We start from the raw sequence: 13,162 nt of genomic DNA, 5'->3' as shown, positions 1-13,162 counted from the left end.
CACCCTCACGGCCGTTACTCCTGGCGGCGAAAGCCCGCAGTTCGCCCTCACCACCGATCCAGCAACAGACAATGTGGACAAACCGTCTCCCCCAGAAGGAGTAACCACAACCAACCGCGAAGGGTGAGGCCGTGGGAGCAAGGGTGCGGAGCCGGCTACCAGCGGCCGAGGCGGGCGGAGAGCACGGCGAGGGCGGCCACGCCGGCGGTGGACGTGCGGAGCACCGCGTCGCCCAGGCGGACCGGCCTTGCGTCCGCTGCCTCGAAGGTCGCCAGCTCCTCCGGCGCTATGCCGCCCTCCGGGCCCACCACCAGCGCGATCTCGCCGGTGGGTGGGAGGTCGACCGTGGTCAGGCGGTCCTTGGCCTCCTCGTGGAGCACCAGCGTGGCGCGGGCCGCCGCCTCGCGGGTGGTGGACGCCGGCGCGACGAGTGGAAGCCAGGGGCGGCGGGCCTGCTTGGCGGCCTCGCGGGCCGTGGTCACCCAGCGGTCGCGGGCGCGGTCGCCGCGGTCGCCGCGCCACTGGACCACCGAGCGGGAGGCCGCCCAGGGCACGATCTCGTCTACGCCGGCCTCGGTCATCGCTTGCACGGCCAGCTCGCCGCGCTCGCCCTTGGCGATGCCCTGGATCACCACGAGCCGGGGGTCGGGTGCTTTCACGTACCCGGTGCTGACGATCCGCAGATCGAGGGTGCCGCGGCCGGCGGCGGTGACCACCGCGGTGGCCGTGCCGCCCCGCCCGTCGGCCAGCAGCAGCTCCTCACCGACCCGCAGCCGCTGGACGGTGGCCGCGTGGTGTCCCTCCGGACCGTCGAGGACGTGGGTCGACCCGGTGGGCAGCGCATCGACCAGAAAGAGCGGGAGGCTCACGCCGCCCCCTTCGACCGCTCGCTCACCGCCGCGGGCGAGCTCCGCTCACTCACGCGTGGCCGTTGAAGGCGTCCCGCATCCGGGAGAAGAAGCCGCCCTGCTTGGTGAGCTCGGCGACCTCCTCGCCGCGGGTCTTGGCGAACTCGCGCAGGATGCGCTCCTGCTCCGGGTCGAGCTTGGTGGGCGTGCGTACGTCGAGGTGGACGAAGAGGTCACCCCGGCCGGTGCCGCGCAGGTGGGGCACGCCGCGGGCGCGCAGCCGCAACGTCGCGCCGGGCTGGGTGCCGGCCTTGACATCGAGCTGCTCCTCGCTGTCGAGCGTCTTGATGGTCAGGCGGGTGCCGAGCGCCGCCGCGGTCATCGGGACGGTGACGCGGCAGTGCAGGTCGTCGCCCTTGCGGGAGTACACGTCGTGCGGGCGCTCGTGGATCTCGACGTAGAGGTCGCCGGCCGTGCCGCCGCCGGGGCCGACCTCGCCCTGCTGGGCCAGGCGAATGCGCATGCCGTCTTCGACGCCGGCCGGGATCTTCACGGTCAGCGAGCGGCGGGTGCGGACCCGGCCGTCACCGCCGCAGGTGGCGCAGGGGTGCGGGATCACGGTGCCGTAGCCCTGGCAGACGGTGCACGGCCGGGACGAGACGACCTGGCCGAGGAACGTGCGCTGCACCGACTGCACCTCGCCGCGCCCGCCGCAGGCCTCGCACGTGGCCAGGTGGGTGCCGGCGGCGGTGCCGGCGCCGGAGCACGTGGTGCAGAGCACGGCGGTGTCCACCGTGATCGGCGCCTCCACCCCGAACGCGGTCTCGGTCAGCTCGAGCTCCAGCCGCAGGATCGCGTCGGCACCCGGCCGGGTGCGCGAACGCGGACCGCGCGCCCCGGCAGCCGTGCCGAAGAACGCGTCCATGATGTCCTGGAATCCGACGAATGGCCCCGCGCCGGGACCACCACCCGGCCCACCGCCACCAGGGGCGAGAGGGTCGCCGCCGAGGTCGACGATCTGCCGCTTTTGGTCGTCTGAAAGCACCTCGTACGCGGCGTTGATGTCCTTGAACTTCTCGTGCGCATCCGGATCCGGGTTGACGTCCGGATGGTACTGGCGGGCCAGCTTCCGGTAGGCGCGCTTGATCTCGTCGTCGGATGCGTCTCGGCTCACGCCGAGAATCCCGTAGTAGTCCTTGGCCACTGCGTTCCGTGTCCTCATGCTCTCGCGCTGTCCCGGGCTAGTTGTTTCCCAACAGGTCGCCTACGTAGCGTGCCACGGCGCGCACGGTGGCGATGGTGCCGGGGTAGTCCATCCTCGTCGGCCCGAGGACGCCGAGACCACCCACGATTGTCGCGCCTGGACCGTAGCCCGTGCTGACAACCGAGGTGGACCGGAGATTGTCGATCTCGTTTTCGTCGCCGATGCGGATCAGGAGGGTGTCCGCGTCGACCTCGCCGAGGAGCTTGAGCAGGATGACCTCCTCCTCGAGCGCCTCGAGGATCGGGCGCAGGGAGCCCTGGAAGTCGAGCAGGCCGCCGCGGGTCAGATTGGCCCGGCCGGCCAGCGCGATCCGCTCGTCGTGCCGCTCGACGAGCGTCTCCAGCAAGACCGTGGCGAGGGTGGCCATGGTGTTTCGGGCATCCGGCGCGACCTCCTCGACCAGCGCCTGGACCAGCGGCGGCGCGTCCGACAGCCGCTTGCCCACGAGCTTTTCGTTTAACAGGCGGCGGAGGTCGGTGACGGCGTCGACGGGCACGGGCGCAGGCAGCTCGACGAGCCGCTGCTCCACCCGACCGGTGTCGGCGATCATCACGAGCATGACCCTCGTCGTGGAGATCGGCACCAGCTCCAGGTGGCGCACCGAGGAGCGGGACAGGCTTGGGTACTGCACCACGGCGACCTGGCGGGTGAGCTGGGCGAGCAGGCGCACCGTGCGGTGCACCACGTCGTCGAGGTCGAGCGCCCCGGCCAGAAACCGCTCGATCGCCCGCCGCTCGGCGGGGCTCAGCGGCTTGACCCGGGAGAGCCGGTCGACGAAGAGCCGGTAGCCACGGTCGGTCGGCACGCGGCCGGCGCTGGTGTGCGGCTGCCGGATGTAGCCCTCCTCTTCGAGAACGGCCATGTCGTTTCGCACTGTCGCGGGCGAGACGCCCAACTGGTGTCGCTCCACAAGAGCCTTGCTGCCGACCGGCTCCTGGGTGGCGACGTAATCCTCGACGATCGCTCGGAGCACGTCGAGCTTGCGGTCATCGAGACTCACTGTCACCCCCTGCCGCACCAGATGAAGAGACTGGCACTCGACTGTAGCGAGTGCCAGTCTACGTCGCACCCCCACACGACCGCGATGATCTCTTTGGGCACAATGTCCGCAACTGGTAAGTGTGTTGTGTGGCGTCGGTTGATCCGTGCCCCTACCGTGACCTTCATGACAGAACCACCTCGCCCTCCCGGAGGGGACGAGCCTGGCGCCACGCCGCCGGAGCCGACCTCTCCGCCGACACCCCCAGCGTCCTACTCGATGCCGGGCGAGGCACCCTCTCCCGGTTACTCACCCCCACCGAGTGACGCTCCACCGCCACCCCCGCCGCCCACGAGCGGGGCCGGCTACCCACCGCCCGGAGCGGGTTACCAGCCACCGCCCGGCTACCCGCCGCAGGGTCCGCCCGGCGGCTACTACGCGGCCGGCCCGGCGCCGGCGGGATACGCCAACAACGACGAGAAGACGTGGGCACTCGTCGCCCACTTCGGCGGCGCGGCCGGCGCGTTCATCGGCGGCGGCACGCTGGGCTGGGTTGGCCCGCTGGTGTCACTGCTGGCCAAGGGCAGCCAGTCGCCGACCGTGCGCGCGCACGCGGTCGCGGCGCTCAACTTCCAGCTGCTGTGGTCGATCATCACGGTGATCTGCTGGATCCTGGTCTGCGCGCTGATCGGCTTCATCCTCGCGCCGGTCGCGATGATCATCGCGATCGTCTTCGGCATCATCGGCGGCGTGAAGGCCAACGACGGCCAGCTGTACAACTACCCGATGAGCATCTCGATCATCAAGTGACAGCGCGAGACCCCGGTGATCCACTCGGTCACCGGGGTCTCGCAGCATCAAAGATCCAACCCAATACTCGATATCTGAGCTACCGCGATGTCCGTCGTGGTCCAGACCGTCGCTCCCGCGGCCTCACCCGTCCGCTGTTGGTTGAAGCGTCGCTTTCGCGACGCCCGAAAGGGCTTGAACCGCGGACCTGGCAGCGGGGGTTGGGGATTTCGGCTCGCCCCGCGAGCCGCCGACCTCCGCGGTCTCCGGCGGGAGCGGCGGTCCGCAGGTGGCGCGGATCCGGGCAAGTCTGCTTCTGGGTCTCGGGTCCTAGGGCAGGAGGTCGCGGACGACGGCGTCGGCGAGTAGGCGGCCACGCAGGGTCAGCACCGCCCGCCCGTCGCGTGTCTCCAGCAGGCCATCCGCCGCCGCCCTCGCGGCCGCCTCGCGGCCCGGACCGTCGAGCACGGAAAGCGGCAGGCCGGACGCGAGCCGCAGGCGCAGCATCACGTCTTCCACGTGCCGGTCGCCGGCCGACAGCACCTCCCGCGCGTAACCCGGTGACTCGCCCGCGGCCAGGCGCGACGCGTACGCGGACGGGTGCTTGACGTTCCACCAACGCACGCCGCCCACGTGGCTGTGCGCGCCCGGCCCGAGGCCCCACCAGTCGCCACCGGTCCAATACAGCAGGTTGTGCCGGCAGCGCGCCGCCGGGCCGGCCGCCCAGTTGGAGACCTCGTACCAGGAGAGGCCGGCCGCGCCCAGGGCGGCGTCCGCGGCCAGGTAGCGGTCGGCGGCCACGTCGTCGTCCGGGTACGGCAGGTCGCCGCGGCGTATCCGGGTGGCCAGCCGGGTGCCGTCTTCCACGATCAGCGAGTACGCGCTGACGTGGTCGACGCCCGCGCGCACGGCCGCCGCCAGCGAGGCGGCGAAGTCGTCCGCGGTCTCGCCCGGCGTGCCGTAGATCAGGTCGAGGTTGACGTGGTCGAAGCCGGCTTCGCGGGCCTCGGCCGCCGCGGCCGGCGCCCGGCCCGCGGTGTGCCGGCGCTCCAGCACCTGGAGCACACCCGGGGAGATCGACTGCATGCCCAGCGACACCCGCGTGAAGCCGGCCTTGCGCAGGCGCTGGAGCGACGCCGGCGTGACCGACTCCGGGTTGGCCTCGGTGGTGACCTCGGCGTCGGCGGCGAGGCCCCAGGTGCGGTCGATCGCCTCCAGGATGCGGGCGAGGTCGTCCGGGTCGAGCAGCGTGGGCGTCCCGCCGCCGACGAACACCGTGTCGACCCGCGCGGGTGACACCACCCGACGCGCGAGGTCGAGCTCGGCGAGCACGGTGTCCGGATACTCGTCGCGGCTCGCCCCGCCGCCCAGCTCGGCCGCGGTGTAGGTGTTGAAGTCGCAGTAGCCGCACCGGCTCGCGCAGAAGGGCACGTGCACGTACACGCCGAAGCCGCGCCCGCCCAGGCTCGTGCCCGGCGGCAGGGCGCCGTCGCGGGGGACGGCCTCGCCTTCTGGGAGTGCTCCGGGCATGGGTTCTAGTCTGCCCGCATGACTTCTGACGGTGAGTCGCTGGTCCGGGTCGAGACCGGGCAGGGCGTGGCGACGCTCACACTCGACAGCCCGCACAACCGCAACGCGCTCTCCACCCCGCTGATGACCCAGCTGATGGCGGCGCTGGAGGCGGCGGAGGGCGACGAAGCGGTGCGGGTGGTGGTGCTCTCCCACACCGGCCCGGTCTTCTGCTCCGGCGCCGATCTCAAGGAGACCGCCGAGGCAGTCACAAGCGGGCGGATCCCGGTGGGGATGCTCGGCGACGTGCTCGCGGCCATCTGGGAGTGCCCCAAGCCGGTGGTGGCCCGGGTGGGTGGGCCGGCGCGGGCCGGCGGCCTCGGCCTCGTGGCGGCGGCCGACATCGCGATCTGCGCCGAGGAGGCCACGTTCGCCTTCTCCGAGGTACGGCTGGGCGTGGTGCCCGCGGTCATCTCCGCCACCGTGCTCCCCCGCCTCACCCCGCGGGCGGCGGCCGAGCTCTTCCTGACCGGAGACACCTTCGACGGGCGGAGGGCGGCGCAGATCGGGCTCGTCACGGCCGCCGCGCCGGCGGCGACGCTGGACGCCACCGTCGCGGCCTACTGCGGCGCGCTGGTGCTCGGCGGCCCGGAGGCACTCGCCGGCACGAAAGGCGTCCTGCACCGGAGATCGACCGCTACCGTACGTGAAGAACTGGCGGAACTCTCCGCCCTTTCGGTGGGCTACTTCCAGTCAGAAGAGGGGCGGGAGGGGGTCCGGGCGTTTCGGGAGAAACGCCACGCGTCGTGGGTGCCCGCAGGGCCGGAAGGGGCTTGACTCCCCCTTCCGCGCCAAACCGCCCATGGGTACGGTCGCCGGCAGGTTGAGGTCGTACCCTGGACGGACAACTCACTGAGGGGTGACGGTGCGTATTCGGGCAGGGGTAGTGGCAGCCGTCGGCCTTGCACTCGTGGCCGTGCTCGGGCTGGTCGTCGGCAGGCACGACTGGAGCCGCGACCTCAAGCTTCCCCGGCCGCACAGCCGCGCCTGCACCGTGCAGGCCGACGGCGAGGTCGCCCTCAATCCGGAGCAGATGGCACACGCCGCCACGATCGCCGCGATCGGCATGCAGCGAAAGATGCCCGAGCGGGCGGTCGTGGTGGCGCTGGCCACCGCGTTCCAGGAGTCAAAGCTGGAAAACCTCTCCGGTGGCGACCGTGACTCGATCGGTCTCTTCCAGCAGCGGCCCAGCCAGGGGTGGGGCACGCCGGAGCAGATCAGCGACCCGCGCTACGCGGCCAACAAGTTCTACGCCGCGCTCAAGAAGGTGCGCGGCTGGGAAAAGATGCGGGTCACCGACGCGGCGCAGCGGGTGCAGCGCTCGGCCTACCCGGGCGCGTACCAGAAGTGGGCCGACGAGTCGACGGTGCTCGCCAAGGCGCTGCTCGGCAACGCGACCGGCGCGGTGGCGTGCACCGTCGACGGTGAGCCGGCGATGCGGGGCGCCGCGGCGGCCGAGGCGCTGGGCACCGGGCTGCGCCTCGACTGGGGTCGCCTTGAGACGTCCGCCCAGGTCACCGGCCTGACCGTGCCGGCGGCAAGCCCGCAGGCCGGCTGGCGATACGCGCACTGGCTGGTCTCGCACGCCACCGACCACGGGGTAAAGCGGGTGCGGTTCGGGGGTCTCGAGTGGACGGCCGACGAGGGCGCCTGGGCCCAGATGACGCAGGGCGACCAGGCCCAGCAGGTGGTGGCGGAGGTCTTCGCGGAGCCGTGACACACGGATGGGGCCCCGTTGCCGGGACCCCATCCACAGTGTTCAGTTCTCAGCGTTTTAATACCTACTGACGCCGCGGCGCCCGGTGACACCCACCACCAGGGCCACGCCGATCGCTGCCAGCACGACCTGGATGAAGATCTCCGTCCAGTCGAGCCCGGACGTGTTAGACACGCCCGCGGCACGCGCGATCACGGTGCCGAGCAGTGCGGCGCCCACGCCGATCAGCATGGTGAGCCAGATGGGGATGTTCTGGCGGCCGGGAACTACCAGCCGCCCCAGCGCACCGATGATCAGCCCGATGATGAGCGCTGAGATGATGCCGGTTGCGGTCACGGTCGTCCTCCAATCGGGGGTTCGTTCTGACCGCAAAGGTGCCCGGCACTTCACCGGCCTAAACGCCGGGCCGCCTCGGCCACCGCCCGGTCCATCGTCTCGAACGCGAGCGGCGGGGGTTGGTCGAGGTCGAACCAGGCCATCGCCGACGACTCTCGCGGATCCAACGTCACCTGGGCCCCGTCGTCGAACGTGGCGAGGAAGAAGCAGTCGAGTACCGGCAAGCGCTCGCCCTGGTAGTCGTAGCTGCCCACGTACATGCCAACGAAGTCACCGAGGGTGACCTGCACGCCGAGCTCCTCACGGCCCTCGCGCAGGGCGGCGACCGCCGGCTCCTCCCACCCGTCGCAGAAGCCGCCCGGCACCTCCCAGAGCCCCGCCCGCGGCTCCATCGCCCGCCTCAGCGCGAGGAAACGCCGTCCATCGTGGACGATGAGGCTGGCGGTGGGGCGAGCGTTGACGAAGAGCGCGTAACCGCACGCCGCACACGTGGTGGGCGGCTTGTCGTCCAGGCCAGCACCGCAGCGCGGACAGAACCGCGCCTCCACGGTCACTTCTTGGCCTTGCCGTCCCCGCTGTCCGAGGTGGACAGTGCCGCGATGAACGCCTCCTGGGGCACCTCGACGCGGCCCACCATCTTCATCCGCTTCTTGCCTTCCTTCTGCTTTTCCAGCAGCTTGCGCTTACGCGTGATGTCACCGCCGTAGCACTTGGCCAGCACGTCCTTGCGGATCGCCCGGATCGTCTCGCGCGCGATGACCCGGTTTCCGATCGCGGCCTGGATCGGCACCTCGAACTGCTGGCGCGGGATCAGGCCGCGCAGCTTGGCGGCGATCGTGACGCCGTAGTTGTACGCCTTGTCCTTGTGGACGATCGCGCTGAACGCGTCGACCGCCTCGCCGTGCAGCAGGATGTCGACCTTGACGAGGTCGGCCATCTGCTCGCCGCTGGGCTCGTAGTCGAGGCTCGCGTACCCCTTCGTGCGGCTCTTGAGCTGGTCGAAGAAGTCGTAGATGATCTCGGCGAGCGGGAGCGTGTAGCGCAGCTCCACCCGGTCGGCCGACAGGTAGTCCATGCCCAGCAGCGAGCCGCGCCGTCCCTGGCAGAGCTCCATCACGGCGCCGACGTAGTCGTTGGGGGTCAATACCGTCGCCCGGACCACCGGCTCGTACACCTCGGCGATCTTGCCGTCGGGGTACTCGCTCGGGTTGGTGACGGTGTGCTCGGTGCCGTCCTCCATGATCACGCGGTAGACCACGTTGGGCGCGGTGGATATCAGGTCCAGATCGAACTCTCGCTCCAGCCGCTCCCGGATGATCTCCAGGTGGAGCAGGCCGAGGAAGCCACACCGGAACCCGAAGCCCAGCGCCGCACTGGTCTCCGGCTCGTAGTTGAGCGCGGCGTCGTTGAGCTTGAGCTTGTCGAGCGCGTCGCGGAAGTCGGGGTAGTCGGAGCCGTCGATCGGGTAGAGCCCGGAGTAGACCATCGGCTTCGGGTCCTTGTAGCCGCCGAGCGCCGCCTTGGCGGGCCGCGAGTTGATCGTCACCGTGTCGCCGACCCGGGACTGGCGCACGTCCTTCACGCCGGTGATGAGGTAGCCCACCTCGCCGACGCCGAGCGCCTGCGCCTTTTGCATCTCGGGTGAGATGACGCCGATCTCCAGCAGCTCGTGGACGGCGCCGGTGGACATCATCTTGATCCGGTCGCGCGCCTCGATCCGCCCGTCGATTACCCGGACGTAGGTGACCACGCCCCGGTACACGTCGTAGACCGAGTCGAAGATCATCGCGCGGGCCGGCGCCTCCGCCTCACCCTTGGGCGGGATGAACTGCCGCACGATCTCGTCGAGCAGGTGGGGCACACCCTCCCCGGTCTTGCCGGACACGCGCAGGCAGTCTTCGGGAGCGCAGCCGATGAGGTGGGCCAGCTCCTCCGCGTACTTGTCGGGCTGGGCGGCCGGCAGGTCGATCTTGTTGAGCACGGGGATGACGTGCAGGTCGTTTTCCAGCGCCAGGTAGAGGTTGGCCAGCGTCTGCGCCTCGATGCCCTGTGCGGCGTCGACGAGCAGCACGGCGCCCTCGCAGGCGGCGAGGCTGCGCGACACCTCGTACGTGAAGTCGACGTGCCCCGGCGTGTCGATCATGTTGAGCACGGCCGCCTCGCCCTTGAGGTCGCCCTCCCGCACGGCCCACGGCATGCGCACGGCCTGGCTCTTGATCGTGATGCCGCGCTCGCGCTCGATATCCATGCGGTCGAGGTACTGATCGCGCATCTGCCGCGCGTCGACCACGCCCGTGAGCTGCAACATCCGGTCGGCCAGCGTCGACTTGCCGTGGTCGATGTGGGCGATGATGCAGAAGTTACGGATGCGGCCGGGGTCGGTCGCGCCCGGGCTGTTCGCGCTCATCGGTGGCACAGTCGTCCGTTCTCGTTCAACCTGCGGGAACGGCCGGCGAGTGGCCGGCCGTTCTCTATGGTCCCACGTCTTCTTCGGTTACTCCGCTGGCGCCTCGGTGAAGAGGGCCGCCAGGCCCGGGAAGCGGCGGCGAACCTCGTCTTCCTCGGCTACTCCGCCGGCGCCTCGGTGAAGAGGGCCGCCAGGCCCGGGAAGCGGCGGCGAACCTCGTCTTCGTCGTCGAAATCCCAGAAGTCGTCCGTATTGGGGCGCTTTGCGGCGGGTTCTTCCGGTAGCTCCAGCCCGGTCGCGCGGCGGTGTGCCTCCGCGGCGGCCGCCAGCATCTTTTCCGAGGCGAGCTCCTCACCGGTGAGCGCGGCCCGCTTTACCGCCGGCAGCTCCGCGAGCGCGTCGGGCTCACCCACCGCCCGCGCGAACGCGTCGCGCCCCTGCACCATCAACCATCCGCGGAACGCGTCGAAGCCCTCGTCGGAACAGCCACCGTTGATCAGGTACGCGGCCCCGAAGAGATCCACTTTGTACGACGCGTCGAGCACCCGCCGCAGGTGGCGCTCGAAGCCGACGATCTCGCCCGCGTCGAGGCCGGCCAGCGCCGTGGTGGCCCGCTCGGCCACCGTGTCCGGGGTGCCGCCGTCGCGTGCCGCGTCGCCGATCAGCGCCCAGAACTCGTTCGTGTTCATGGGGTCCGACTGTGCCAGACAGGTGTGACACCAGGGCACTATGGGGCTATGTCGAGGATGCCGATGCCGGCGGTCCCGTATGCGTCCACCGCTGTCCGCCCCTCCTGGGCCGACCTGCCCACCGACCTGCGCGCGGCGATCAGCGCGCGGCTGGGCTCGCAGGTGACCTGGGCCACGACGGCCGGCGGTGGCTTCACCCGCGGCTTCGCGGCCGTACTCGACACCGCCGACGGGCAGCGCGTCTTCGTCAAGGCGGCGTCGCTGGCCACGCAGCGCCACCTCACCGACTGGTACGCGCGGGAGGTCGCGGTCACCGCCGCGCTGCCCGCATCGGTCCCGGCGGCCCGCCCGCGGTGGACGCTCACCGCGGCCGGCCACTACGTGATCTGCCTGGACGCCATCGAGGGGCGGATGCCCGCGTTGCCGTGGCAGCCGGCCGAGCTCGACGCCGCGCTGGCCGCCTGGGCGGTGGCCGCCGATGCGTTGCGTGAGCCGCCGCCCGAGCTTGTGGCGGTAGGCCTCCCGGCGCTCTCCGACCTCATCCGGAGCGACCTGTCGTGGTGGCGGGAGATCGCCGCCGGTCGCGAGGCGATGCCCCCGGCGCCACCCTGGGTCGACAAGCAGCTAGACGACCTCGTGGCGCTGGAGGCCGCCCTCCCCGGATACGTCTACACCGACGCCGCCACCCACTGCGACCTGCGCCTCGACAACGTCATCATCGATCCGACCGGCGCCGCCCACCTGTGCGACTGGACCTGGATCTGCTTCGGCCCGGCCTGGTGGGATACGGCCTCGCTGCTCATCACCGCGTACGCGAGCGGCCTGGACGCGGACGCGCTCTTCGCCGCCCACCCCACGGCCCGGGATGCCCCGGCGGACGGCTTGGACGCGGCGCTGGCCGCGCTGGGCGGATACTTGCTGACCCGTGCGGAGGCGGGCCCGACCGGCGCGTCGCCGCACATCGTGGCCCATCAGCGGTGGACGGGTGAGGTGGCGCTGGCCTGGCTGGCGTCGCGTCGCGGCTGGGCGTGAGGGCCGTTTTGGCTGTGCGCGTGGGTGGCTGCTAGCCTGGTATGTCGCGCATGGTGGCGAGAAGGTGCTACCTGTGCTCTGAAACCCGAAACCTGAAGGACAAGGACGAGGCTGTCGCGTGGCGAACATCAAGTCCCAGATCAAGCGCAACCGGCAGAACGAGAAGCGCCGGATGCGTAACAAGTCGGTCAAGTCGTCGCTGAAGACCGCCATTCGCAAGTTCCACGAGGCGAGCGCGGCCGGCGAGACCGAGACCGCGGCCGCCCTGATGCGTGACGCCTCGCGCAAGCTCGACCAGGCCGTCAGCAAGGGCGTCATCCACAAAAACCAGGCCGCCAACCGCAAGTCGGCGATCGCCAAGCGCCTCCAGACGCTGGCCTCCTGACTCTCGCACCACCCTTCGGGCACCGCCGGAGCCAAGACGCTCCCTGAGCGGTGCCCGTTGCTATGCCCGTTTTGCGCGGCTTGTTACTCGTATCGCCAGCTAGCTGATTGGCGCTCGCGCTGGCTGCCGTGCTCGGCGTGGTCGGCTGGGCTTGCCATCGCGGCCTGGTGCGCCATAGCGCCCTGATCTGCCATCGCGGCCCGATCTGCCATTGCGCCCTGGTGTGCCATCGTGGCCTGACCTGCCGTTGCGGCCTGGTGCGCCATCGCGGCCCGATCTGCCATCGCGGCCTGGTTTGCCATCGCGGCCTGGTTTGCCATCGCGTGGGCGTGCTGCCGCCACGCCGCGTCCAGATATTCCCCAGCGGCCGCATACCGCCGAGCCGCATCCCGGCGCCCCGCGGCGGCGCCCTCAGCATGCTGATCGCGGTCGCCCTCTTGGCTGGCGATCAGCTCGTGCGCCTGGGTCGCGTCCAGATCGCGCGCCTCGTCCTTGGCCGGATCGCGCGGCTGGCCAGGGACCAGGTCGTGCGCCGCGGTCGCGGTCAAGTCGTGGCGGTGGGCGGCGGCCGCATCATGCGCAGCGGTCGCGGTCAAACCGTGGCCGTCGCCGGCGGCCGCATCCTGCGCAGCGGTCGCGGTCAAACCGTGGCCGTCGCCGGCGGCCGCATCCTGCCCAGCGGTCGCGGTCAAATCGTGGCCGTCGCCGGCGGTCTCGGCGACGGCCGGACGTCGCACGTGTGCGGGCGCCGGATCGCGCCCTCGCCCTGCCGTCCGAGCGTGCGCCTGGGTCGCGGCCGGATCGCCGGTGCTGGGGGTTGAGTCGTCGCTCAGCGCGTCGCCGGTATGCGAAGCCTGTGGCGGCACCACGACGCTGGCGCGCCCGACCACCGGCATGAACGCGCTGACCTCGCGCCGCACCCGCTCCCGCTCACGCTCCGGGATCCGCGCGGCCGAACGCGCCACCGCGCCGGCGACCAGGTCGTTGACCTTGACCATCAGCGCGACCGACACCGGCAGGATCAGCACCACCCACCAGCTCACCAGCTCGGCCAGCGCCAGCAGCAGGCTGAGCGCGACCGCGCCCTCCAGGTAGACGAAGCAGAGCATGCCGCCGGGCTGGAGGTAGCGCAGCCCAAGCGCGCGGG

Annotated in this window: 14 protein-coding genes; 5 read left to right on the top strand and 9 right to left on the bottom strand. The window is 71.1% G+C overall.

The features are described 5' to 3' along the window. Positions 1 to 155: 155 nt before the first annotated feature. The 3 genes from AC5L36_RS24305 to hrcA are packed head-to-tail and all read right to left on the bottom strand — an operon-like array spanning position 156 to position 3,112. A complete protein-coding gene (locus AC5L36_RS24305; protein WP_441220278.1) occupies positions 156 to 869 on the bottom strand; it encodes a 16S rRNA (uracil(1498)-N(3))-methyltransferase in 714 nt (237 codons plus the stop codon). Between the two features lie 49 nt (positions 870 to 918). Then, positions 919 to 2,052, bottom strand: coding sequence for a molecular chaperone DnaJ (gene dnaJ, locus AC5L36_RS24300; protein WP_441220559.1), 1,134 nt, complete (start codon positions 2,050 to 2,052; stop codon positions 919 to 921). Between the two features lie 37 nt (positions 2,053 to 2,089). Beyond that, positions 2,090 to 3,112, bottom strand: a complete 1,023-nt coding sequence (gene hrcA / locus AC5L36_RS24295; RefSeq protein WP_441220277.1) for a heat-inducible transcriptional repressor HrcA — start codon at positions 3,110 to 3,112, stop codon at positions 2,090 to 2,092. A gap of 165 nt (positions 3,113 to 3,277) precedes the next feature. On the opposite strand from hrcA, the gene AC5L36_RS24290 reads away from it, so the two are divergent. Then, positions 3,278 to 3,901, top strand: a complete 624-nt coding sequence (locus AC5L36_RS24290) for a DUF4870 domain-containing protein (RefSeq protein ID WP_441220276.1) — start codon at positions 3,278 to 3,280, stop codon at positions 3,899 to 3,901. A 309-nt stretch (positions 3,902 to 4,210) separates the two neighbouring features. On the opposite strand, the gene hemW is transcribed toward AC5L36_RS24290, so the two are convergent. Beyond that, positions 4,211 to 5,410: a radical SAM family heme chaperone HemW gene (hemW, locus tag AC5L36_RS24285; protein WP_441220275.1), complete on the bottom strand. Its 1,200-nt coding sequence runs from the start codon at positions 5,408 to 5,410 to the stop codon at positions 4,211 to 4,213. 18 nt (positions 5,411 to 5,428) lie between these two features. Here hemW and AC5L36_RS24280 point away from each other — a divergent pair, with 18 nt between their 5' ends. Next, complete coding sequence (locus AC5L36_RS24280; protein WP_441220274.1) at positions 5,429 to 6,226, top strand: enoyl-CoA hydratase-related protein; 798 nt, start codon at positions 5,429 to 5,431, stop codon at positions 6,224 to 6,226. Positions 6,227 to 6,314: 88 nt separating this feature from the next. Then, positions 6,315 to 7,166 carry a hypothetical protein gene (locus AC5L36_RS24275; RefSeq protein ID WP_441220273.1) on the top strand — a complete coding sequence of 284 codons (852 nt, stop codon included), beginning with the start codon at positions 6,315 to 6,317 and terminating at the stop codon, positions 7,164 to 7,166. Between the two features lie 57 nt (positions 7,167 to 7,223). Here the strand turns inward: AC5L36_RS24275 and AC5L36_RS24270 are convergent, their stop codons facing one another. From AC5L36_RS24270 to AC5L36_RS24255, 4 genes are all read right to left on the bottom strand, one after another. Continuing rightward, entirely contained in the window at positions 7,224 to 7,502 is a 279-nt protein-coding gene (locus AC5L36_RS24270; protein WP_441220272.1) for a GlsB/YeaQ/YmgE family stress response membrane protein, read from the bottom strand. 50 nt (positions 7,503 to 7,552) lie between these two features. Then, positions 7,553 to 8,050, bottom strand: a complete 498-nt coding sequence (locus AC5L36_RS24265) for an NUDIX domain-containing protein (RefSeq protein WP_441220271.1) — start codon at positions 8,048 to 8,050, stop codon at positions 7,553 to 7,555. Between the two features lie 2 nt (positions 8,051 to 8,052). Then, positions 8,053 to 9,909: a translation elongation factor 4 gene (gene lepA / locus AC5L36_RS24260; RefSeq protein ID WP_441220270.1), complete on the bottom strand. Its 1,857-nt coding sequence runs from the start codon at positions 9,907 to 9,909 to the stop codon at positions 8,053 to 8,055. 158 nt (positions 9,910 to 10,067) lie between these two features. Continuing rightward, positions 10,068 to 10,598, bottom strand: coding sequence for a DUF4240 domain-containing protein (locus AC5L36_RS24255; protein WP_441220269.1), 531 nt, complete (start codon positions 10,596 to 10,598; stop codon positions 10,068 to 10,070). A 48-nt stretch (positions 10,599 to 10,646) separates the two neighbouring features. Between AC5L36_RS24255 and AC5L36_RS24250 the strand changes: the two genes are divergently transcribed. Beyond that, a complete protein-coding gene (locus AC5L36_RS24250; RefSeq protein ID WP_441220268.1) occupies positions 10,647 to 11,630 on the top strand; it encodes a phosphotransferase family protein in 984 nt (327 codons plus the stop codon). 118 nt (positions 11,631 to 11,748) lie between these two features. After that, positions 11,749 to 12,015, top strand: coding sequence for a 30S ribosomal protein S20 (rpsT, locus tag AC5L36_RS24245; protein WP_441220267.1), 267 nt, complete (start codon positions 11,749 to 11,751; stop codon positions 12,013 to 12,015). Positions 12,016 to 12,098: 83 nt separating this feature from the next. Here the strand turns inward: rpsT and AC5L36_RS24240 are convergent, their stop codons facing one another. Next, positions 12,099 to 13,124, bottom strand: coding sequence for a hypothetical protein (locus AC5L36_RS24240; RefSeq protein WP_441220266.1), 1,026 nt, complete (start codon positions 13,122 to 13,124; stop codon positions 12,099 to 12,101). Between the last annotated feature and the right edge of the window lie 38 nt (positions 13,125 to 13,162).

Source organism: Phytohabitans sp. LZ39, assembly GCF_059359075.1.
Note: the sequence above shows the minus strand (reverse complement) of the source record. Positions and strands in the feature narration are given on the sequence as shown.

What these genes read in the sequence shown, in the direction of transcription:
- AC5L36_RS24250 (WP_441220268.1), top strand. Translation starts at nt 10,647, where the DNA reads ATGTCGAGGATGCCGATGCCGGCGGTCCCGTATGCGTCCACCGCTGTC.
- lepA (WP_441220270.1), bottom strand. Translation starts at nt 9,909, where the DNA reads ATGAGCGCGAACAGCCCGGGCGCGACCGACCCCGGCCGCATCCGTAAC.
- AC5L36_RS24240 (WP_441220266.1), bottom strand. Translation starts at nt 13,124, where the DNA reads ATGCTCTGCTTCGTCTACCTGGAGGGCGCGGTCGCGCTCAGCCTGCTG.
- AC5L36_RS24255 (WP_441220269.1), bottom strand. Translation starts at nt 10,598, where the DNA reads ATGAACACGAACGAGTTCTGGGCGCTGATCGGCGACGCGGCACGCGAC.
- AC5L36_RS24290 (WP_441220276.1), top strand. Translation starts at nt 3,278, where the DNA reads ATGACAGAACCACCTCGCCCTCCCGGAGGGGACGAGCCTGGCGCCACG.
- AC5L36_RS24280 (WP_441220274.1), top strand. Translation starts at nt 5,429, where the DNA reads ATGACTTCTGACGGTGAGTCGCTGGTCCGGGTCGAGACCGGGCAGGGC.
- hemW (WP_441220275.1), bottom strand. Translation starts at nt 5,410, where the DNA reads ATGCCCGGAGCACTCCCAGAAGGCGAGGCCGTCCCCCGCGACGGCGCC.